At 67.1% G+C, this 20,323-nt stretch carries 25 protein-coding genes, 1 tRNA gene and 1 other RNA gene; 13 read left to right on the top strand and 14 right to left on the bottom strand.

Annotated elements, in window-relative coordinates; genetic code table 11:
* Positions 1-3: 3 nt before the first annotated feature.
* Both yjgA and G6032_RS05935 read right to left on the bottom strand, forming a co-directional pair.
* The gene (gene yjgA / locus G6032_RS05940) at positions 4-525 is read right to left on the bottom strand and encodes a ribosome biogenesis factor YjgA (RefSeq protein WP_165281204.1); all 522 of its coding nucleotides are present in this window, start codon (positions 523-525) and stop codon (positions 4-6) included.
* Complete coding sequence (locus G6032_RS05935; protein ID WP_206211830.1) at positions 522-1,748, bottom strand: aminotransferase class V-fold PLP-dependent enzyme; 1,227 nt, start codon at positions 1,746-1,748, stop codon at positions 522-524. The genes yjgA and G6032_RS05935 overlap by 4 nt, the downstream gene beginning before the upstream one ends.
* Positions 1,749-1,845: 97 nt before the next feature.
* Here G6032_RS05935 and pmbA point away from each other — a divergent pair, with 97 nt between their 5' ends.
* The gene (gene pmbA / locus G6032_RS05930) at positions 1,846-3,195 is read left to right on the top strand and encodes a metalloprotease PmbA (protein ID WP_165281202.1); all 1,350 of its coding nucleotides are present in this window, start codon (positions 1,846-1,848) and stop codon (positions 3,193-3,195) included.
* A gap of 1 nt (position 3,196) precedes the next feature.
* Here the strand turns inward: pmbA and G6032_RS05925 are convergent, their stop codons facing one another.
* Together G6032_RS05925 and G6032_RS05920 are read right to left on the bottom strand one after the other, a co-directional pair.
* A complete protein-coding gene (locus G6032_RS05925) occupies positions 3,197-4,501 on the bottom strand; it encodes a YhjD/YihY/BrkB family envelope integrity protein (protein ID WP_165281201.1) in 1,305 nt (434 codons plus the stop codon).
* On the bottom strand, positions 4,498-5,391 hold the full coding sequence (locus G6032_RS05920; protein ID WP_165281200.1) for a phosphoribosylaminoimidazolesuccinocarboxamide synthase: 894 nt from the start codon (positions 5,389-5,391) through the stop codon (positions 4,498-4,500). Before G6032_RS05920 ends, G6032_RS05925 begins: the two co-directional genes overlap by 4 nt.
* Positions 5,392-5,567: 176 nt before the next feature.
* Here G6032_RS05920 and djlA point away from each other — a divergent pair, with 176 nt between their 5' ends.
* Complete coding sequence (gene djlA / locus G6032_RS05915) at positions 5,568-6,344, top strand: co-chaperone DjlA (RefSeq protein WP_165281199.1); 777 nt, start codon at positions 5,568-5,570, stop codon at positions 6,342-6,344.
* Positions 6,345-6,424: 80 nt separating this feature from the next.
* Complete coding sequence (gene rpe, locus G6032_RS05910; RefSeq protein ID WP_165281198.1) at positions 6,425-7,105, top strand: ribulose-phosphate 3-epimerase; 681 nt, start codon at positions 6,425-6,427, stop codon at positions 7,103-7,105.
* Between the two features lie 13 nt (positions 7,106-7,118).
* On the opposite strand, the gene crp is transcribed toward rpe, so the two are convergent.
* The 3 genes from crp to G6032_RS05895 all read right to left on the bottom strand — a co-directional run bounded on the left by crp (position 7,119) and on the right by G6032_RS05895 (position 9,726).
* A complete protein-coding gene (crp, locus tag G6032_RS05905) occupies positions 7,119-7,745 on the bottom strand; it encodes a cAMP-activated global transcriptional regulator CRP (RefSeq protein ID WP_165281197.1) in 627 nt (208 codons plus the stop codon).
* A 137-nt stretch (positions 7,746-7,882) separates the two neighbouring features.
* Positions 7,883-8,527, bottom strand: coding sequence for a 2-polyprenyl-3-methyl-6-methoxy-1,4-benzoquinone monooxygenase (coq7, locus tag G6032_RS05900; RefSeq protein WP_165281196.1), 645 nt, complete (start codon positions 8,525-8,527; stop codon positions 7,883-7,885).
* A 5-nt stretch (positions 8,528-8,532) separates the two neighbouring features.
* Positions 8,533-9,726: a (Fe-S)-binding protein gene (locus tag G6032_RS05895; protein ID WP_165281195.1), complete on the bottom strand. Its 1,194-nt coding sequence runs from the start codon at positions 9,724-9,726 to the stop codon at positions 8,533-8,535.
* A gap of 119 nt (positions 9,727-9,845) precedes the next feature.
* Between G6032_RS05895 and G6032_RS05890 the strand changes: the two genes are divergently transcribed.
* From G6032_RS05890 to G6032_RS05870, 5 genes are all read left to right on the top strand, one after another.
* Positions 9,846-10,574: a DUF481 domain-containing protein gene (locus G6032_RS05890; protein WP_165281194.1), complete on the top strand. Its 729-nt coding sequence runs from the start codon at positions 9,846-9,848 to the stop codon at positions 10,572-10,574.
* Between the two features lie 2 nt (positions 10,575-10,576).
* Positions 10,577-10,906, top strand: coding sequence for a (2Fe-2S) ferredoxin domain-containing protein (locus G6032_RS05885; protein WP_165281193.1), 330 nt, complete (start codon positions 10,577-10,579; stop codon positions 10,904-10,906).
* A gap of 143 nt (positions 10,907-11,049) precedes the next feature.
* Positions 11,050-11,478, top strand: a complete 429-nt coding sequence (gene rplM / locus G6032_RS05880; protein WP_165281192.1) for a 50S ribosomal protein L13 — start codon at positions 11,050-11,052, stop codon at positions 11,476-11,478.
* Positions 11,479-11,495: 17 nt separating this feature from the next.
* A complete protein-coding gene (rpsI, locus tag G6032_RS05875; protein ID WP_165281191.1) occupies positions 11,496-11,888 on the top strand; it encodes a 30S ribosomal protein S9 in 393 nt (130 codons plus the stop codon).
* Between the two features lie 25 nt (positions 11,889-11,913).
* Positions 11,914-11,987 (top strand) — tRNA-Gln (locus tag G6032_RS05870).
* Between the two features lie 352 nt (positions 11,988-12,339).
* On the opposite strand, the gene rpiA is transcribed toward G6032_RS05870, so the two are convergent.
* From rpiA to G6032_RS05835, 7 genes are all read right to left on the bottom strand, one after another.
* Positions 12,340-13,002, bottom strand: a complete 663-nt coding sequence (gene rpiA, locus G6032_RS05865) for a ribose-5-phosphate isomerase RpiA (RefSeq protein WP_165281190.1) — start codon at positions 13,000-13,002, stop codon at positions 12,340-12,342.
* 119 nt (positions 13,003-13,121) lie between these two features.
* Positions 13,122-13,505, bottom strand: a complete 384-nt coding sequence (locus G6032_RS05860) for a histone H1 protein (protein ID WP_165281189.1) — start codon at positions 13,503-13,505, stop codon at positions 13,122-13,124.
* Between the two features lie 169 nt (positions 13,506-13,674).
* Positions 13,675-14,148, bottom strand: a complete 474-nt coding sequence (locus G6032_RS05855) for an EVE domain-containing protein (RefSeq protein ID WP_165281188.1) — start codon at positions 14,146-14,148, stop codon at positions 13,675-13,677.
* Entirely contained in the window at positions 14,145-14,738 is a 594-nt protein-coding gene (locus G6032_RS05850) for a 5-formyltetrahydrofolate cyclo-ligase (RefSeq protein ID WP_276610870.1), read from the bottom strand. The genes G6032_RS05855 and G6032_RS05850 overlap by 4 nt, the downstream gene beginning before the upstream one ends.
* 45 nt (positions 14,739-14,783) lie before the next feature.
* Positions 14,784-14,967: non-coding RNA, 6S RNA (gene ssrS, locus G6032_RS05845), on the bottom strand.
* A 28-nt stretch (positions 14,968-14,995) separates the two neighbouring features.
* Positions 14,996-15,310 carry a cell division protein ZapA gene (locus tag G6032_RS05840; RefSeq protein ID WP_165281186.1) on the bottom strand — a complete coding sequence of 105 codons (315 nt, stop codon included), beginning with the start codon at positions 15,308-15,310 and terminating at the stop codon, positions 14,996-14,998.
* Complete coding sequence (locus G6032_RS05835; RefSeq protein WP_346763766.1) at positions 15,307-15,573, bottom strand: TIGR02449 family protein; 267 nt, start codon at positions 15,571-15,573, stop codon at positions 15,307-15,309. The genes G6032_RS05840 and G6032_RS05835 overlap by 4 nt, the downstream gene beginning before the upstream one ends.
* A gap of 89 nt (positions 15,574-15,662) precedes the next feature.
* Between G6032_RS05835 and G6032_RS05830 the strand changes: the two genes are divergently transcribed.
* Genes G6032_RS05830 through G6032_RS05810 form a run of 5 tightly spaced genes read left to right on the top strand, consistent with a single transcriptional unit; the run spans position 15,663 to position 20,323 of the window.
* Positions 15,663-16,217 carry a UPF0149 family protein gene (locus G6032_RS05830; RefSeq protein WP_165281185.1) on the top strand — a complete coding sequence of 185 codons (555 nt, stop codon included), beginning with the start codon at positions 15,663-15,665 and terminating at the stop codon, positions 16,215-16,217.
* 34 nt (positions 16,218-16,251) lie between these two features.
* On the top strand, positions 16,252-17,559 hold the full coding sequence (pepP, locus tag G6032_RS05825) for a Xaa-Pro aminopeptidase (RefSeq protein WP_165281184.1): 1,308 nt from the start codon (positions 16,252-16,254) through the stop codon (positions 17,557-17,559).
* 5 nt (positions 17,560-17,564) lie between these two features.
* Positions 17,565-18,788: a 2-octaprenyl-6-methoxyphenyl hydroxylase gene (ubiH, locus tag G6032_RS05820; RefSeq protein ID WP_165281183.1), complete on the top strand. Its 1,224-nt coding sequence runs from the start codon at positions 17,565-17,567 to the stop codon at positions 18,786-18,788.
* Positions 18,785-20,023: a UbiH/UbiF/VisC/COQ6 family ubiquinone biosynthesis hydroxylase gene (locus G6032_RS05815; protein WP_165281182.1), complete on the top strand. Its 1,239-nt coding sequence runs from the start codon at positions 18,785-18,787 to the stop codon at positions 20,021-20,023. Before ubiH ends, G6032_RS05815 begins: the two co-directional genes overlap by 4 nt.
* Positions 20,024-20,050: 27 nt before the next feature.
* Positions 20,051-20,323 carry a DUF4404 family protein gene (locus G6032_RS05810; RefSeq protein WP_165281181.1) on the top strand — a complete coding sequence of 91 codons (273 nt, stop codon included), beginning with the start codon at positions 20,051-20,053 and terminating at the stop codon, positions 20,321-20,323.

The raw sequence follows: 20,323 nt of genomic DNA, 5'->3' as shown, positions 1-20,323 counted from the left end.
GCGTCATTCTAGCAATGTTGGCGGCCCCGGGGCGCCGTTTTCGGCCGCTGCGTGATCGATGCTCGAGCGGAGCGTACGGAACAGCCGCCTGGCCGCGCCGCTGCGCCCCGCGCGGGCGTCGGCAAGCTCGGTTTCGAGCGCTGTCGCATCGGCCTCCGGATAAGCCGCCAGGAAAGCGCGTAAGGCGGGTTCGCCGCGCTCGCAAAGCAGGTCACGCCAGGCCTCGGTGATGCGGAACAGCCTTGCGGCTTCCCGGGTGGGCCGCTTGCGCGCGTCGATGAAGGCCTGCAGCGGTGCGGGGTCCACGTCGCGCATCAGGCGCCCGATGAACTGCCGGTGGCGACGTTGCGCCTCGTGCGAGCCGATGGCGGCGAGTTCATCGATGGCCTGGCGCAAGCGCTCCGGCAGCGCCAGTGCATCGAGCGCCTCCGGGGGCAGTTCCGCGAGTTCCTCGCCGAGCGCCTGGAGCGCCTCCGCGTCGCGCTTGCGCCGGGTCTTGCTGGGTGCATCGTCACGATCACTCATAGCGCCCCATCCAGCGCGCTGATCAGGCGCTCGACTTCCGCGAGCGTGTTGTAGTGCGCGAGGGAGACCCGCACCACGCCCGTCGCACGCTCGAGGCCGAGCGCCTCGACGAGCCGCGGGGCGTAGAAGTGGCCGTGGCGGATGCCGACCTGCGCGCTATCGGTATGCGCCACGACCGCCTGGGGCGCGGCCCGAGAGGTGACGAAAGACACCGTCGGCAGCCGTCCGGGGCCGGCCGCAGGCGCGCCGATGATGCGGATGCCGGGACGCGGCGCGAGCCAGTCCAGCAACCGTGTTGTCAGGGTGCATTCGTGCGCCTCGATGGCCGCGAAGGCGCTGCCGCCGTGGTGGGCGCCGAGCGCTTCCAGGTAGGCCGGCACGGCCGCTGCGCCCCATGCCAGTTCGTAGGGATAGGCGCCGGCTTCGAGCCGGCCCGCCGCGTCGGAGGGCTGCATCCATTCGTGGTTGAGGTTGGCCAGCATGCCGGCGCCCTCGGGCGAGCTGCACAACACCGCGCAGTGCGGCCCGAAGACCTTGTAGAGGCTGAAGGCATACCAGTCCACGCCCCACTCGGCGAAAGCCAGTGCCCGGTGTGGCGCATAGGCGACGCCGTCCACGCAGCACCGCGCGCCGGCAGTACGCGCACGGGCCGCGATGGCCTTGATGTCGAGTGCGCTGCCCAGCAGGTTGGAGGCATGCGTGAAACACAGCAGGCGCGTGCGGGCCGTCAGCAGGGCATCGAGGTCATCCAGTTCAAGCTGCATGCTGTCGGGCCGGATCCGCCACCAGCGGATGACCACGCCCTGCGACTGCAAGCGCAACCACGGCCCGATGTTCGCCTCGTGATCGGCGTCGGTGACGATGATCTCGTCACCCGCGACCAGGGTGGGCGCCAGGGCACGGGCGAGGCGGGAAAGCAGCGAGGTCGTCGAGGCGCCGATGGCGATCTGGCCGGGGCTCGGCACCGGGCCGCCGCCGGAGGCGAACAGGCCCGCCAGTCCGGCCCGGGCCTCGGCCTGCAGTTCGCCTGCCTCCGCCGAAGGGGTGTAGCTGGCGCCGAGCTGTACGGGCCAGCGGCGGAGGTATTCGGCAATGCGGTCCACCGCGGCGCCGAGCGGTGTCGAACCGCCGGCGTTGTCCATCAGGACCCAGTCGCTGCGCAGTGCGGGAAAACGACTGCGCACCCAATCGAGGTCCAGCGGTGCAGCTTCGGTCAGGCTCACGCGATTCTTGCTCGGCGGTAATCCGCGATCATAGCATGGCGGTTTGTTACACTGCCCCGCCCAGTATTGGCCGGCATTCTCCGGCAGGAAGCAACGCATGTCATCGGCAGATTTGAGCGATCTCGGCGCGGCCAGGCAGCGCCTCGAGGCCCTGGCGGCCGATGCCCTGGCGCGGGCCTCGACGTCCGGCGCGGACGCGACCGAAGTCGGTGCGAGCCTGGGGACGGGGCTCTCGGTGACGGTTCGCAAGGGCGAGGTGGAGACGCTCGAGCACCAGCGCGATCGCGGCTTCAGCGTCACCGTCTATTTCGGCCGACGCAAGGGCAGCGCGAGCACGTCCGACCTGTCGGCCGCGGCCCTGGCAGAGACCGTGGACAAGGCCTGCACCATCGCACGGTACACCGCCGAAGATCCCTGCGCCGGCCTGGCTGACGCCACTATGATGGCGCGCGAGATCCTCGACCTGGACCTGGACCATCCCTGGGACCTGGATCCGGACCACGCCGTGGTGCTGGCCCGCGATTGCGAAGCCGCCGGCCTGGACTCGGACGAGAGGATCTCGAATACCGAAGGCGGCTCGTTGTCCTCGCATCGCTCCTTGCGCGTCTACGCGAACAGCCACGGCTTTTCCGGCGGCTACGCCAGCACCAGCCACAGCCTCAGTTGCTCATTGATCGCCGGGCGCGGCGACGAGATGCAACGCGACTACTGGTACACGGTGGCACGTCGGGCGGAGGACCTCGAGTCGCCGGCGGCCGTCGGTCGCCGCGCCGCGGAACGGGCGCTGCGCCGGGTCGGCGCGCGCCGCATCGGCACCCGCTCCGTGCCCGTGATTTTCGTCGCGGAACTGGCGCGCGGCTTCCTCGGGCACCTGGTGGCGGCGATTCGCGGCGCCGCGCAGTATCGCAAGGCGAGCTTCCTCCTCGACGCCGCGGGCACGCAGGTGTTGCCGGAGTGGTTCGACATCGACGAGCGGCCCCATGTGCCACGCGCGCTCGGCTCGGCGCCCTTCGATGCCGAGGGTGTGGCCACCCGGGACCGCGCACTGGTGGCGGGCGGCATCCTGCAGGGCTATGTGCTGTCGTCCTACTCGGCCCGCCGGCTCGGCCTGCAGACGACCGGCAACGCCGGCGGCATCCACAACCTGCTGGTACGGCCCGGCGATGCAGGGCTCGAGGGCCTGATGCGCCGGATGGGTCGCGGCCTGGTCGTCACCGAGCTGATGGGGCATGGAGTCAACGCGGTGACGGGCGATTATTCGCGCGGCGCCAGCGGTTTCTGGGTCGAGGGTGGCGAGATCGTCCACCCCGTCCAGGAAGTGACGATCGCCGGCAATCTCAAGACGCTCTTCGCCGATATCCAGGCGGTGGGTTCGGACGTGGACCGACGCGGCGTCATCCAGACCGGCTCGCTGCTGATCGGCCGGATGACGGTCGCCGGCGACTGAATCATCCCGGTCCGGACGCGTCCTCGCGGGCCACCAGGTCGGCGAGGCTGTGCCCTTCGAGGTGGTCGGCCTCCGCCGCGCGGACCTTGCCGAGCACATTCCCGACCGGGCTCTGGTCATCTGCGGGGTCTGCGCCGCGCACGGCGGAAAGAATCGACTCCAGCGAGATGGTTGCGGGGTCGCGGCCCGGTAGCAGACGGCCTTCCTCGGTCTGGGTCAACAGCCCGGCCTGCTCGAGCGGCGTCGTGATTTCCTCCAGTGACCGGGCGGACTGGCCGAGCGCTTCCGCGAGGCTTTCGAAGCCGAGATGTTCGCCACGCCGGAAGCTGCGGCCGACCTCGCGCATGATGCCGAGGGCGAGGTACTCCGTGCGGGCGATCGACACGTGCGCCTGTTCGCGGCCGAGACGCTGCTGCTCGGGATGCTGCACGTAAAAGGCGATCTGCGCGCCGATCAGCAGGATCAGCCACGACAGGTACAGCCAGATCAGCGCGAACAGGGCGATGGCGAAGCTGGAGTAAATGGCATCGTATCGCGTGGAGCCGGAGATGCTCGAAGCGAACAGCGATCCGCCGAGGGTCCATGCGGCGCCCGCGATGGCCGCGCCCGCCAGCGCGGCGCTGAGTTTCACGCGGGTGTTCGGGATGAAAGCGTAAACGAAGGCGAACACCAGGACGACGATGATCAAGGGTGCGATCCGGCCGACCAGCTCCAGCAGCATGCCGAAGGGCTCGACATCTGTGATGGCCTGCATGATGGTGCTGGAGTTGATGGTCGCCAGCAGCCCCATGGCGGTCACCATCAGCACCGGCCCGACCAGGAGCACGCTGAGATAATCGCTGAAGCGCCGGCCGAGGCTGCGGGAGCGCTGCACCTGCCAGATGTAATTGAAGGTGTCCTCGATCTTCTGGATCATCGAGATCACGGTGAACAGCAGGAAGGCGAGGCCGATGCCGCCGAGCACGCCGCCGCGGACGTTCTCGACGAAGCCGATGATCTGGTCGGTGATCCGGACGCCCTGTTCACCCAGCGGTTGCAGGAATTCATAGAGCAGCGGCTCGATCTGGCGGTGCACGCCGAAGCCCTTCAAGACGGAAAACGCGAAGGCGAGGAGCGGCACCACCGACAACAACGTCGTGTAGACGAGGCTCATCGCGCGCAGCGTGAGTTGCCCCTGGGCCACGTCGCGAGCGACCGCGTAGGCGACCCGCGCCGGCTTCAGGGCGATGCGCCCGGAGCGGGGCGCACGAGTCGCCGGCGGCCCCCAGAGCCACGACTCGATGCGCGCCTGGAGTGTATCGTTCATGGCTCGAACAGCGTTTCGTCGCCCGTCAGGCGCCGGTACGCCTCGCGGTATTTCGCGGCGGTGCGCGCGATGATGTCCGGTGGCAGGGCGGGTCCCGGCGCCTGCTTGTTCCAGTCGAGCGTTTCCAGGTAATCGCGCACGAACTGCTTGTCGAAGCTCGGCGGGCTCGTGCCCGGCTGCCAGTGTTCCGCGGACCAGAACCGCGAGGAATCGGGCGTGAGGATCTCGTCGATGAGATACAACTCGCCGGCCGCGTCGAGACCGAATTCGAACTTGGTGTCGGCGATGATGATGCCTCGCTCGCGGGCATATGCGGCGGCCCGCGTGTAGATCTCCAGCGTCAGGTCGCGGACACGCGCAGCGAGCACGGGGCCTATCAGTTCGACCACCTCAGCATAGCTGATGTTCTCGTCATGATCGCCGGCCGCCGCCTTCGTGGCCGGCGTGAAGATCGGCTCCGGAAGGCGATCGGCGAGACGCAGGCTGGGCGGCAGCGTCATGCCGCAGATCGCCCCTTCTGCCTGGTAGTCCTTCCAGCCGGAACCGATCAGGTAGCCCCGTGCCACCGCTTCGATCGGCAGGGGCTTGAGGCGCCTGGTCACGCTGCTGCGCAGGCGGTACGCGGCGCGATCCACGCCGGCGGGCAGCACCGAGTCCACGGATCGGTCCAGCAGGTGGTTCGCCACCAGGGGGCGCGTGTGATCGAACCAGAAACGCGCGGTCTGCGTGAGGATCTCGCCCTTGCGGGGAATCGGGTCCGGCAGCACGACGTCGAAGGCGGAGAGCCGATCCGTTGCCACGATCAGCAGCGTTTCGGCGTCCACGGCGAACACGTCCCGCACCTTGCCGCGGTGAAGCAGTTCGAGCCCCGGCAGGTCTGCGACGGACATCGCGCCTGTCGGCCGATCGCTTCGCGGAGCACCGGGCTCGCTGGCGGCGGAATCCGGTGCTGGTAACATTTGCGGACTTCCTTGGAGGCACATGCCGTGATTGGCCGAATTCTCCCAGCGGGCCGCGCCGCGCGTCAAATCCTTTGCCGAGGGCCGCGCGCCGGCGGCAGGCCGCGATGAACTGGACCGGCAAGCTCGTGGGCGCGATCATCGGGTCGATGGCGGGCCCGGTCGGCGCCGCAGTCGGCCTGTTTCTCGGACACCAGTTCGATCGCGGGGTCGGCGGCATCCGGCGCGTCAGCTTCGACGGCGTCGGCCAGGTGTTCTTCGAGACGACGTTCGCCGTGATGGGGCACGTGGCCAAGGCGGACGGCCGCGTCAGCGAGGCAGAGATCGAGGCGGCCCGCGGCATCATGGCGCGCATGCGCCTCGATCCCGGCCAGGTCCAGCAGGCCATCCGCCTGTTCAACACGGGAAAGGACCCCGACTGGCCGATGCAACGGGAGCTCGGCCGCCTGCGGGAGGCGCTGGGCGCGCGCCACACCCTGCGACGGGCATTCCTGGAGATCCAGATGGAGGCGGCACTAGCCGACGGGCAGCTGAATGCGACGCGGCGGGATGTCCTGTGGCGGGTCGCATCCTCGCTGGATCTCGGGCGCGTCGAGATGGCCCAGATCGAGGCCCTGTTGCGCTTCGGCCGCGGTTCCCAGGCCCGGCCGCCGGGAACCTCGCCCCAGGCATCCGCCGCGGAAGCCTATCGCGTGCTGGGGCTCGAGCCCCAGGCCAGCGACGCAGACATCAAGCTCGCCTACCGGCGGCTCATGAATCAGCATCACCCGGACAAGTTGCGCGCGCGCGGGATGCCCGAATCGATGATCCCTGTCGCCGAGGCGAAAACGCGCGAGATCCGCAGCGCATGGGAAACGCTGCGGGCCGCACGCGGCATGCGCTAGCGTTGCCGCGCGATATTCGGCACGGGCCGTCCTTCGGTTAGAGTGGCGGCGTAATTTTCAATACAACCCCGGGAACTCCCATGCTGGACTATCGCATCGCTCCCTCGATCCTGTCGGCTGATTTCGCGCGTCTCGGCGAAGAAGTGGACACCGTGCTGGAGGCCGGCGCGGACATGGTGCACTTCGACGTCATGGACAATCACTACGTGCCTAATCTCACCATCGGCCCGATGGTCTGCGAGGCATTGCGCAACTGGGGCGTCGAGGCGCCGATCGACGTGCACCTGATGGTCAAGCCGGTGGATGGGCTCATCGAGTCGTTCGCGCGCGCCGGCGCCAGCTGGATCACGTTCCACCCGGAGGCGAGCGAGCACGTCGATCGGAGCCTGCAGCTGATCCGTGACCTCGGCTGCCGCGCCGGCCTGGTGTTCAACCCGGCCACGCCGCTCACCTGGCTGGACTACGTCGCCGACAAGGTGGACATGGTGCTGATCATGTCGGTGAATCCCGGTTTCGGTGGCCAGAAGTTCATCCCGGGTGCCCTGCGCAAGGTCGCCGAGGCCCGGCAGTTCATCGATGACAGCGGCCTGTCGATCCGGCTCGAAGTGGACGGGGGCATCAAGGTGGACAACATCGCCGCCGTGGCGAGCGCGGGTGCGGATACCTTCGTTGCGGGATCCGCGATTTTCGGCTCGAGCGATTACGCGAGCACCATCACGGCCATGCGCCGTGAACTGGCCGGCGCGGATTACGGGGAATAAGACCGGGGCCCGGTCAGGAGATCTGGCGCGTGCGCTGCTCCGGGCGGACGCCGTTGACCACGATCGTCTTGCCGCGCGCGTGCAGCAGGCCCTGCTCCTCGAGCACCTTGAGCACCCGGCCGGCCATCTCCCGCGAGCAGCCGACGAGGCGTGAAAGCTCCTGCCGGCTGACCTTGATCTGCATGCCGTCCGGATGGGTCATGGCATCCGGTTCCTTGCAGAGGTCCATGATGGCGTGCGCGATCCGGCCGGTGACGTCGACGAAGGCGAGGTCGCCCAGCTTGCGGTTGGTGCGCTCGAGCCGCGTCGCGAGCTGGGTGGCCAGCTCGAACAGCAGCGCGGGGCTGTCCTCGGCCACCTGGCGAAAGCGGGGGTAGGTCATTTCGGCCAGCTCGCAGGCGGTGCGAGTGCGCACCCAGGCGCTGCGGGTCGGCTGCTCGTAAAAGAGCCCCATCTCGCCGAAGAACTGTCCCTTGTTGAGGTAAGCCAGCACCATCTCGTTGCCTTCCTCGTCCTCGATCATCACTTCGACGGAGCCGTCGATGATGTAGTAGAGGGTGTCGGGCAGGTCGCCCGCGTGGATGACGACCGTCTTCGAAGGCACAGAGCGGACGCGGCACAGCTCGATAAATCGATTCATCGCGGGGATTTCGACTCCCCCGCCCAAGGGCTCACCCATTCGCTGGCCTCGCTCGTTATTTATGTTAAGCCGTGCGGCAGGTGCTCTTTTAACCTACGGCGGTTGCGAGGGCAACCCGTGCGCCTCGCCGCCAGGCCCTAGATCCAGTAAGCCGTCCGCGTCATGACCCTGGAGATCATGGCCATGAAACGCCGCGCGGGCGCCGGCAAAGGCCGGCCGCCGGCCTCGCGCGCCACTTCGCCATGGTGTGCCTCGTCGAGCTTCATCTGGCCGATGATGGCACGGCTGCGCTGGTCCGCCGGGGGCAGCCGCCCGAGGTGCTCCTCGAGATGACTGATGACCTGCGCTTCGGTCTCCGAGACGAAGCCGAGGCTCCAGCGGTCCCCGGCGAGCCCGGCGCCGGCGCCGAGGACGAAGGCGCCCGTGTACCAGAGCGGTCCAAGCCGGCTCGGATGATCCCGGAGTTCGGCCAGACGTTCCTCGCACCATGCAAGATGATCGAATTCCTCTACGGCAGCCTGTTCCATGGCGCCCCGCACCGTGTCCAGCCGGGCGGTCAGTGCCTGGCCCTGGTAGAGGCCCTGCGCCATGACCTCGCCCGCATGGTTGACGCGCATCAGCGCGGCGGCATGGCGGCGCTCGCGCTCGGTCATGGCGGCCTCGGGGAGGTCCGCGGCCGGATTCGGGCGGGAGGCGGGCGGCGGCGGAGCCAGCACGGTGCGCACCGCCTGGTCGATTTGTTCAAACACCCGGTCCACCGGGCTGAGTCTGCGCATGGTCATGGGGGCTATTTTAGCGCGTCGCGCGCCAGGGAGGCAGGATGCATCACGGGAATGTCCAGCCCGATACGCTTGAGCCCTGCTGCAAAGTGCATGGCACAGCCGATGTTGCTGGTGACGAGGGCCTCCGGTGGGTCCCGGGCGAGTCGCGCGAGTGCCGCTTCGAGCAGCGCGTCGGCCTGGCGGGGATGGCTGAGGAAGTGGGCGCCGGCGGCGCCGCAGCAGCCGGCCGGCAGCTCGCGCACTGCCAGGTCCGGAATGCGGGCGAGCAGGCGCCGCGTGGCGTCGCTGCTGCGGGTGACGTTGCGCTGCGTGCAGGGCACGTGCAGCACGACGGAGCGATACTGGCCACGGCCGAACTCGAGCGGCGCATCCGCCAGCAGTTCCGCCGGGTCACGGATACGTCGCGCGAAGCGTGCGCCGGGCTCGCCCGCCAGGCGCGCATAATCCAGCAATGTGGCTGCGCAACCCGAGGCGCAGGCCACCACGGGCCCGTCGCCCGGAAAGGCCGCGAGATTCCGTTCTGCGAGCCCGGTGGCGATCTCAGGGTAGCCGGCATGCAGGTCGATGGCGCCGCAGCAGCCCTGGCGGGGCGGGCGGCACACCTGCCAGCCCGCCGTCTCGAGCAGGTGCCGGGTGTCATCCAGCGAACGGCCATCCACCGCGCCGCTCACACAGCCGGCGAAGAGCAGCGCTTCGCCGAGTGGTGCCGGCTTGGGGGCCGGAACATCCCGCAGGCGCGCCGGGCCGGCATCTCCGGGCAACAATGACATGGCACGTGCCGGCAGGCCGCCGAGACCCTTTGCGGCTGCGCCCACACCGGGCAGGCGCGCCAGTCCCACCGCTTTGCGCAGCCACGCCGGGCGGCGCATGAGCGAGGCGAGAGCGCGCTCGTGCGCCGCCCGCGGGTGGCCGGACGAGACCAGCAAAGCGTGCCCCGCATCGATCAATTCGCCGTAAGGCACGTCGGCCGGGCAGACGCGTTCGCAGGCGCGGCAGCCCAGGCACTGGTTCAGGTGATCGACGAGTCCGGGCGTGGGCTCGAGCCGTCCGGTGGCGAGTCCCTGCATCAGCGCGATCCGGCCGCGTGGCGATTCGCCCTCGACGCCCGACAGCTGGTAAGTCGGGCAATGCGGCAGGCACAGGCCGCACTTGACGCAGCGATCGGCGAGATCCAGCGGAAAGGCCGCGGGCTTGGTCATGCTTCGCTTCGCCTCCTGTTGCGGCCCCGCGGTGAATTATTTGGTATTCTCCCGGCCCCGAATTTGGCCGCAGGGCCGTGGCGGCGCCCCAGGTGCCCAAAATAGCGAAGGAGTTCAGCGTGAAGTCTAAGGGATTGTTCATGACTCTGGCAGCGTCGGCTGCCGGCCTGGTTGCCCCGGCAATACTGCAGGCCGAGGAAACCGAAATCGGATTGGGCGGCCAGGTCGGCTTCGGGTACGCCGAGGCGCGGGGCAACTCGGACACGCTTTCGATCACCGGCAACACGGACCTTCAGTACGTCACCGAAGGCCCGTGGCTCTACGATGCCAAGCTGCTCTTCGTGACGCGCGAGGAAGCTTCGGTCACGACCGAGGAACGCTACGAGGCACGCGGTACCGCGAACTACTATTGGTCCGAAGGTGATTACTTCTACGGGCGCATCGACTGGCGCAAGGACAATTTCGGCGGTGTCCGCGAAGAGTGGGTGCCGAGCATCGGTTACGGTAGGGTCATCCTCGATACTGACGTGCATTCGCTCAATGGCGAAGTCGGTGTGGGTTACCGCTTCGCGGATCTCGCGGACGGCACCTCGGAGGAAGGCGGCGTCTTGAGCGGCGGCCTGCGTTATGCCTGGCAGATCTCGCCGTCGGCTCAGTTCATCCAGAACCTCCTCATCCAGTGGTCCTCCGACAACACCTACGCCGAAAGCGAGACCGGCCTGGAAACGACGATCGTCGGCAACCTGGCCGCCAAGATCAGCTACGTCGTCAAGCACAACACCGACGTGCCGGCGGGCAATCGGAACTCGGACTTCTATACGACCATCGGTCTCGAATACAGGTTCTGATCATGGGTTGGTACCAGCGGCACCTGTTTTTTTGCACCAACCGCCGGGAAGACGGGCGGCCGTGCTGCCAGGAAGCGGGTGCCGAGCCGGCGCGGGCCTGGGCCAAGGCGCGCGTCAAGGAACTTGGCCTCGCCGGGCCGGGCAAGGTCCGCGTCAACAACGCGGGCTGCCTGGACCGGTGCGAGGAGGGCCCGGTCGTGGTCGTGTACCCCGACGGGGTCTGGTATACCTACGTGGACCAGGAGGATCTCGAGGAGATCATCCAGGAGCACGTCGTGCATGGCCGCGTGGTGGAGCGACTGCAACTCCCTTCCGAGCCGCCAGCCAAATAGGCGGGGCGGAGCGGAGTGGCTGATTTAAAAGGGTTTTTTCCGCACTGGTCAGGCGAAGCCCGACCTGGCCGCTTGCATGGCGGGAGGCAGTGCCTTATATTTGCCTGCTTTTCGCCTGCCGCTCATCTTTCTGGAGCTGGGACATGAAGACTTTTACCGCAAAGCCGGCCACCGTCCGCCGCGACTGGTACGTCGTGGACGCCGACGGCAAGACGCTCGGCCGTCTTGCGACCGAACTGGCGCGCCGCCTGCGTGGCAAGCACAAGCCGGAATTCACGCCGCACGTGGACACCGGTGACTATATTGTCGTGATCAACGCGAGCAAGGTGCATGTCACCGGCAACAAGATCGCCGACAAGATTTATTATCATCACACCGGCTACATCGGCAACATGAAGTCGGAAACGCTCGGCAAGCGCCTGCAGCGCGCCCCCGAGCAGGTGATCGAGGAAGCCGTCAAGGGCATGTTGCCGAAGAATTCCCTCGGCCGGCAGATGCTGACCAAGCTGCGCATTTTCGCCGGCGGCGAACACACTCACCAGGCCCAGCAGCCCCAGGCGCTGGAGATCTGAACCGGCCAGGAAAGAATATGAGCATTGACATGAACTACGGCACCGGCCGGCGCAAGACCTCGACGGCTCGCGTGTACCTGCGTCCCGGCAAGGGCGCGATCACGGTGAACAGCAAGCCGCTCGACGAGTTTTTCGGGCGTCGCACTGCGCGCATGATCGTGCGCCAGCCGCTGGAGCTGATTCACATGGATGATCGCTTCGACGTGGAGGTCACCGTTCACGGCGGCGGCACGACCGGCCAGGCGGGCGCCATCCGGCACGGACTGACCCGTGCGCTGGTCGACTACGATCCGGCTCTCAAGCCGGCGTTGCGCCAGGCCGGGTTCGTTACCCGTGACGCGCGCGAAGTCGAGCGCAAGAAAGTCGGCCTGCGCAAGGCGCGTCGCGCCACCCAGTACTCGAAGCGCTGATCCGGGCGGATCGCGCCTCCCGAATTGGGGGATCGTCTAGCGGTAGGACTGCGGACTCTGACTCCGCCAACCTAGGTTCGAATCCTAGTCCCCCAGCCACTACGAAACTGAACAGGGCCCCGCAAGGGGCCCTGTTCGGTTTTGTCGTTCGTGCCGGGGACGAGGATGAGAACCTGGGTTCGAGCCGAGGCCGGCCTGGCCGGCCGAGACGGCGTTGCCGCTTGCGGCAACGAGCCCGAAGGGCCGAGCCGCCGGAGGCGGCGAAGCAATCCTAGTCCCCCAGCCACTACGAAACTGAACAGGGCCCCGCAAGGGGCCCTGTTCGGTTTTGTCGTTCGTGCCGGGGACGAGGATGAGAACCTAGGTTCGAGCCGAGGCCGGCCTGGCCGGCCGAGACGGCGTTGCCGCTTGCGGCAACGAGCCCGAAGGGCCGAGCCGCCGGAGGCGGCGGCTAGCCGGGCGCCAGGCGTTGCACGCCATCCGGACCGGCCGCCAGTACCAGGTCCGCCTTGCGCCGCGCGAAGATACCGACGGTCACGACACCCGGTATCCGGTTGATGCGGTCCTCGAGTTCGACGGGGTTTACGATGTCGAGATGCCTGACATCGAGGATGACGTTGCCGTTGTCCGTGACGAAGCCTTCGCGATATTCGGGCAGGCCGCCGAGCTTTACCATCTGCCGTGCGACGTAGGAACGGGCCATGGGAATGACCTCGACCGGCAGCGGAAAAGTGCCGAGCACGCGTACGAGCTTGGTGTCGTCCACGATGCAGATGAATTTCTTCGCCGCGGCGGCCACGACTTTCTCGCGGGTCAATGCGCCGCCGCCGCCCTTGATCATGTGGCCGGCAGGGTCGACTTCGTCTGCCCCATCGACATAAAGATCGAGGTCGCCCGTGGCGTTGAGTTCGCTTACTGAAATACCACGCTGCTCGAGGCGCGCGGTGGTCGCGTCCGAGCTGGATACGACCGCGGCAAGTTCGATGCCGCGCGCCGCCAGAGCGTCGATGAAGTGATTTACGGTCGAGCCGGTGCCGACGCCGAGCCGGCAACCCATCGGCACTTCGTCGGCCGCGGCTTTAGCAACGGCGGCTTTCTTGTTCTCCTGGTCCATGCGGTCCTCCGTACGGGTTCCGGGGCTGGATAGAGCGAGGGCCGAGCCGCTCATCGCGGACCCGGCCCTCAAAACTCGACGCGGGCGGCAAGTTGCCGGATCCGCTCAACAGGAAGCGCCTACTTCTTTTTCGAGACGGTCTTCTTTTTGCTGGCAGGCTTCTTCTTGGCAGCCGGCTTCTTCTTCGTGGCAGGCTTCTTCTTGGCAGCCGGCTTCTTCTTCGTGGCGGGCTTCTTCTTGGCAGCCGGCTTCTTCTTCGCGGCGGGCTTCTTCTTGGCAGCCGGCTTCTTCTTCGCGGCGGGCTTCTTCTTGGCAGCCGGCTTCTTCTTCGTGGCGGGCTTCTTCTTGGCAGCCGGCTTCTTCTTCGCGGCAGGCTTCTTCTTGGCAGCCGGCTTCTTCGCTACCGCCTTCTTGCGAGCAACCGGTTTCTTCTTGGCGACAGCTTTCTTCTTCGCCACCGGTTTCTTCTTGCTCGCAGTTTTCTTTTTCGATGCAACAGCCATGTGTATCTCCGTGTAGTGGGTTCGCGAGGCTGTATATACAACAACGCGTTACATCCAGCAAACATCCTGGCGTCATGACGCGCGCTCGAATCCGAATTGATTCGTTCACTGCGCCCGCAATTGGACGAGCACGATCTTCGTCGCGTGAGTGCAATACGCGTTTCGCACGCTATTTTGCTTTCGAAATCGAATTGATGAATTTCCAATGCGGTGCGGATACGGGCATGACCGACAGTCGGTTGCCGCGCGCGAGCAATTGAAAACCTGCGAGTTGATCGCCGGCATATTCTTTCAGTTCGCGCAGGCTCAACAAGCGTTCGAACTTGTCGACGAGCTTGACGTCGACCATGTACCAGCGGGGAGATTCCGGGTCGCTCCTGGCATCGAAGTGATGATCATCCGGATCGAAAGCCGTGTGATCAGGATAACCTTCGCGAACGATTTCGACGATGCCGACGATGCCGGGCGGTTCGGAATTGGAGTGATAAAAAAAAGCGAGGTCACCGCGTTTCATCTCGTCGCGGAGCATGTTTCGTGCCTGGTAATTCCTGACGCCATCCCAGCACGTCGTCTTGCGCGGAGCACGCGCAAGATCGTCGATGGAAAACGAACCGGGTTCGGACTTGATCAACCAGTACTTCATTGCTGAGCTCCTTGCGACGGTACGGCCGATGCGCGCATCACCTTGCACGTGATCGCGGGGCCGGCTTCGGTGACGACTATATCGAGTGGCACATCCCACGGCTGGGCGGGAATGAGGGGAGCCTGCTGGCATGAGAAAGCCGCGCCGACAAGGGTCGTTCGCCGTCCTCGCGTGGCGAGCGCGCGATCATAGTAGCCACCGCCCATGCCGAGCCGGTTGCCGTGCTTGTCGAAAGCGACCAGCGGCATGACGACCAGGTCCAGGCGTGTCGCGGGGGCGCGCAAGCGGCGCGCCACGGGCTCGGGAATGCCATAGCGGTTGCGGCGAAATCTCGTCTTCGGATCCCAGGCGGCGAAGCGCATGACGCCCTGCTGCGACACCACGGGGAGGAGAACGCGCTTGTCGTGACGCCATGCCGTCGCGGCGACGGCGCGTACGTCCGGTTCCCCGTCCGCCGGCCAGTACAAAGCGATACTGCGCGCACGACGAAAAGCAGGGAGTGTCGTGATCCGTCTCACGATCGCCTGGTTGGCAAGCCGCCGCCGAAACGGCGGCAGCGCGCGTCGCCGCGCTCTCATCTCGAGTCGCAACGCGCTGCGTGACGCAACCGGATCGTGCGGAGAAAAAATAAGGTGGCGCCTCCCGCCTGTGCCGTTACAGACCATTGCTCTCGAACCAGAGCAATAAGTGGGACCAGTAGTCGTACCTAAGGCTTTCCGCCAGAAGCGGGCTTGCGCACCGGTGCCGACACGTTCCGGTCCCAGGGTAGTTAATTAGGGTCGAGAGGATCCCGGCCCGAATCGAACACCGCAGGAGACGCCAAGACTTTAAGACTTGCCGCGGGCAGCTATAGTTCCAGCTGCTTGCCATCCTCAAGCGCGATTTCCACGCGTTCACGCAGGTTTTTCAGCCGTGTTCCGACCTGGGACTCCAGCGACTGGTCACGGCTGCGTCCCTTGAGCAGGTCGTTGGCGAGGTTCAGCGCGGCCATCACGGCAATCCGGTCGGTCCCGACGACATTGCCGGTGTCGCGGATCTGCTTCATGCGCGCGTTGAGGTATTCCGCCGAGCGTATCAGGTCGTTCTTTTCGTCGGACGGACAGGCGAACTGGTATTCCTTCTCGAGGATTCGCACGCTGACCCGGGCAGGTTCCTCGCTCATGAACCCTGCTCCATGGTCTTGAGGCGACCGATCATGGCTTCGACGCGCGTCCGCACCTGCTCGTTCTTTTGCATCAGCGAAGCCCGTTCCACCATGAGGGTGTCCTGCCGTTGCCGGAGCGAGCGGTTTTCTTCCTTGAGCTGCCGACAGACCGCTACAAGCTCTTCGAGCCGCCGCTCGAGCCGCTTCAGTTCCAGGTCCACTGCGTGCGCCGTGCCTTCGTCCATGCCGGCAACTATAGTGACGGCCCCGGAGGCGGTCAATCACGTCGCCGCGGTGCCTGTGAGGACGCCTGGGGCGGTGTTAGCATCGCTTCATGGCCGACGCTCCCGGCCGGTAGCAGGTAAGGCATGTGCGCGAGAAGATTCCCGACTACGATGAACTCCAGCTGGCCCTCGGCGCCGAGCCAGGCGGCCCTGTGGCGGCCGAGGCGCATGGCACGCTCTGCGGACTCTTGTGCGCGGGAGTCGAAGAGGCGCTGGACACCTGGATCCATAACACGCTCGCCGACATCGATGACTACAGTTTCGGCGGTAGCCAGGATGCGCGCGGGCTGCTCGAATCATTGTATGAGTCGACTGCCGGCGCACTGCGCGGCGGTGAAATGTCTTTCCAGTTGCTGTTGCCTGCAGACGATGCGCCCATCGAGGACCGGGCTGGTGCCCTGGCGGCCTGGTGCAACGGCTTCCTCTATGGCCTGGCGGTGCGCGGGCTGCGGCCGATGGAGGAGTTGCCGGACGAAGTCCGCGAGGTGCTGTCCGATTTCTCCGAAATCGGGCGCGCCGGCGTGACCGAGGAGGAGGTCGAGGAAGCGGGCGAGAGCGCGCTCGCGGAACTCGAGGAATACGTCCGGGTCGCCGTGCAACTGGTCTATGACGAGTGTCGTCCGCCGCCCGGTTATCATTGACATACATACGACAAGCACCGGGGCGCCATCGACAATGAACAACAGGGACTTCGGCCGCAGGCGCAGACAACTCATGCGAATGATCGGCAAGGGCGGGATCGCCATCCTGCCGTCGGCGCCGACCCGCACCCGCAACCGGGATGTCGAGCACGCCTACCGCCAGGACAGCGATTTCCATTACCTCACGGGCTTTCCCGAACCTGAGGCTGTGGCCGTGCTCGCGCCGGGACGTGCGCACGGCGAGTTCGTCATGTTCTGTCGCGACCGGGATCCGGAGCGTGAGACGTGGGACGGGCGGCGCGCCGGGCCGGAGGGCGTCGTAAAAGACTTCGGCGCGGACGACGCCTTCCCGATCTCCGACATCGACGACATCCTGCCCGGCCTGCTGGAGAACTGCGAGCGGGTCTATTACGCGATGGGACTCAACGCGGAGTTCGACCAGCGGCTGCTCGGCTGGATCAACCAGCTGCGCGCGGCGTCGAAGAACGGTGTCACGGCGCCGAACGAGTTCGTCGCACTCGATCACCTGTTGCACGACATGCGGCTGTTCAAGAGCCGCAGCGAGATCGCGACGATGCGCAAGGCGGCGAAGATTGCCGCAGGCGCGCATGTCCGTGCGATGCGTCACTGCCGACCGGGATTGACGGAGTACGAGATCGAGGCCGAGTTTCTCCACGAGTTCCGCCGCCACGACGCCACCGTGTCGTACCAGCCCATCGTCGGCGGCGGGGAGAATGCCTGCATCCTGCACTACGTCGAGAACCGGGACCGCCTCAAGGAGGGTGACCTGCTGCTGATCGATGCGGGTTGCGAGCTGGAGTGCTACGCCTCGGACATCACCCGTACTTTCCCGGTGTCGGGACGCTTCACCGACGAGCAACGTGCGCTTTACGAGGTCGTGCTGGAAGCGCAGCTGGCGGCGATCGACAAGGTGCGCCCGGGCAACCACTGGAACGAGCCTCACGAGGCGGCGGTGCGAGTATTGACGCGCGGTCTCATCCGTCTCGGTCTCCTCAAGGGGCGCGTGCCGACACTCGTCAAGAACGGGGACTACCGTCGTTTCTACATGCATCGCACCGGCCACTGGCTCGGGCTCGACGTGCACGACGTGGGCGACTACAAGGTAGGGGAGGAGTGGCGCATTCTCGAGCCCGGCATGGTCCTGACAGTGGAGCCCGGACTTTATATAGCGCCCGGAACCCGCGGGGTGGCGAAGAAGTGGTGGGGCATGGGCGTCCGCATCGAGGACGATGTGCTCGTGACCCGGGATGCGCCGGACGTGCTGTCCCGCGATGCACCGAAAGACCCGGCGGAGATCGAACGACTCATGAATGCGGCCTAGGAAACATGCCTGACGATCCAGCTTTCGACGTGGTGATTGCCGGCGGCGGCATGGTCGGCGCATCGCTGGCGGTCGCGCTCGCGGCGTTGCCATTGCGCGTCCTCGTGGTCGAGGCACGGCCGCCGACGGACGCGGCCCAGCCGAGCTACGACGATCGGGCGACTGCAGTTTCCGAAAGCAGCCGGCGCATCCTCGAAGGCATCGGTTGCTGGGCGCGGCTCGCCGATCGGGCTGCGCCGATCCGCGCCGTGCACGTCTCGGAGCGCGGCGCTTTCGGCGCGACGCGCCTCCGTGCCGCCGACCATGACCTCGAAAGTTTCGGCTACGTGCTCGAGAATCGCGTCATCGGCCAGGCGCTCTGGGAGGGCATCGAGGCTGCCGGTGACCTGGCAGCGTGGGCGCCGGCGACGGTCGTCGGTCTCGAGCAGGGCGAGGGGCAGATCGACGTGCTCATCGATCGCGGTGACGCTGCGCCGGCCACGGTGTCGGCGAAGCTGCTGGTGGCTGCCGACGGCGCGGGATCCCCGGTGCGGACCATGGCGGGCATCGCTCACCAGGTCCGCGATTACGGGCAGTCGGCCGTGATCGCCAATGTGACGCCGGCGGTGGATCCGGCCGGTACGGCATTCGAGCGATTCACGCCCAGCGGTCCGCTGGCCGTGCTGCCGCTCACCGAGCGACGCGCCACGATCGTCTGGACGCTGTCGCCGGAGCACGCTGCGGCACAGGCAGAGCAAAGCGACGCCGGCTTTCTCGCGGCCCTGCAGGCGGCTTTCGGCTATCGTCTCGGCGTGTTCCGCAAGGTGGGCCGCAGGGCCCGGTACCCGCTGTCCCTCGTCCAGTCCCAGGCATGGCACGCGGGTCGCGTGGTGCTGGTCGGCAACGCGGCGCACGGCATCCATCCGGTGGCCGGCCAGGGATTCAACCTCGGGCTGCGCGACGTCGCCGTGCTCGCCGAGCTCGTCGCCCGCGGCGGCGATCCGGGCGCGTCGGAACTGCTGGAGGAATATGCCGAATGGCGGGAGGAGGATCGCGCCCGCACGGTGCGCGATACCGACGGCCTCGTGCAGCTTTTCACCAGCGATTTCGCACCGCTGCGCGCGGGCCGGCGCCTCGGGCTCGTCGGACTGGACCTGCTGCCCGCCGCCCGCGCCGCAGTCGCGCGTCGGGGCATGGGGCTCGGAGGTCGCCTGCCGCGGCTCGCGCTCGGACGGCCCCTGGCACCATGAGACGTGAGCCCGACATCGTGGTGGTGGGCGCCGGCATGGTCGGCGCCGCCACGGCCGCGCTGCTGGCGCGCGCCGCGCCCTCGATCGCCATCACCGTGCTGGACGCTGATCCGCCGCCGCAGTGGGGAGCCGGCGATCAACCCGGCCTGCGCGTGTCCGCATTGTCGGAGGCCAGCCGGAGGGTGCTCGTGGCCTGCGGCGCGTGGGGAGAGATTGCCGCCGGCCGCATCGGTCCCTACACGCAGATGCGGGTCTGGGACGGCGCGATCCCCGCGGGCGGCCCCGGTGCGGTGCACTTCAGCGCCGCGGACATCGCAGCACCGGTGCTCGGACATATCGTGGAAAACGAACTCGTCCGGCTCGCGCTGCGCAACGCGCTGCTGCGGTTCGACAACGTCAGGCTTTTCGATGGCGCCCGCCTGGCGTCGCTCGTCTTGGACGGGGAGCGGGCGGAACTGGGCACGGAGGATGGCCGGCGCCTGTCGGCTCGCCTCGTCGTCGGCGCTGACGGCGCCCGATCCGCCTCGCGCGAGATGGCGGGGCTGAGCGTGCGGGGCCACGATTACGAGCAGCGGGCGGTGGTCTGCAACATCCGCTGCCAGCTGCCGCACGGCGAAACCGCCTGGCAGCGATTCCTGCCGACCGGGCCGATCGCACTCTTGCCTCTCGCTGACGGGCAGGTATCCATCGTCTGGTCGACGACGCCCGCCGAGGCGGAAGCGCTGCTGGCCATGGACGACGAAACATTCCGCGCCGCGGTCGCGGAGGCGTCCGACGGTTGCCTGGGCCAGGTGCTCGAGTCCGGCCCGCGGGCGGCTTTCCCGTTGCGCATGCGCCATGCGCCGGATTACACCCGCGGCCGATTTGCGCTGGTCGGGGACGCGGCACACACGGTGCATCCGCTGGCGGGGCAGGGCGTGAATCTCGGTTTCCTGGACGCGGCTGCACTGGCCGAAGTCGTCGCTGCGGGGCTCGCTACAGGACGTGATCCCGGGGATCCCGCATTGCTCAGGCGTTACGAGCGCTGGCGCAAGCCGGAGAACTTTTTCGCGATGCGGGCCTTCGACGCGATCAACCGGCTGTTCAGCAACGACAATCCCGCGGCCGGCTCGGTGCGGCGGGCCGGGTTCACGCTCGTCGATCGGCTCGCTCCGCTCAAGGGCGTCTTCGTGCGCCGTGCGATGGGCCTCGAAGGTGACCTGCCGGCGGCCGCCCGATCCGGTGTCGCCGCCTGACAATGCTTTAGTATTGGAGTAATGACCATGCCGACAACGTCCAGAGAGGAAATGGAGGCGCTGCTGGCGAAATTGCGCCGGGAAGTGGCGGACGCAGGTGAGCTCAGCGCCAGCCAGCGGGCGCGCATCGATGCGCTCCAGGCGCAGATCGAGGATCGCGTCGCGGCTGCGGACGACCAGCACGCCGAGACGCTCCGGGAGCAGCTGCGCGAGCATATCGACGAGTTCCAGCGCAGCCATCCCACCATGACCCTCGTGCTCGGGAGGATTCTCGATCACCTGAACAAGATGGGCATCTAG

The organism is Wenzhouxiangella sp. XN24, assembly GCF_011064545.1.
Classification (GTDB): Bacteria; Pseudomonadota; Gammaproteobacteria; order Steroidobacterales; family XN24; genus XN24.
The sequence above is the reverse complement of the archived record's forward strand: the minus strand, read 5'-3'. Positions and strand labels throughout refer to the sequence as shown.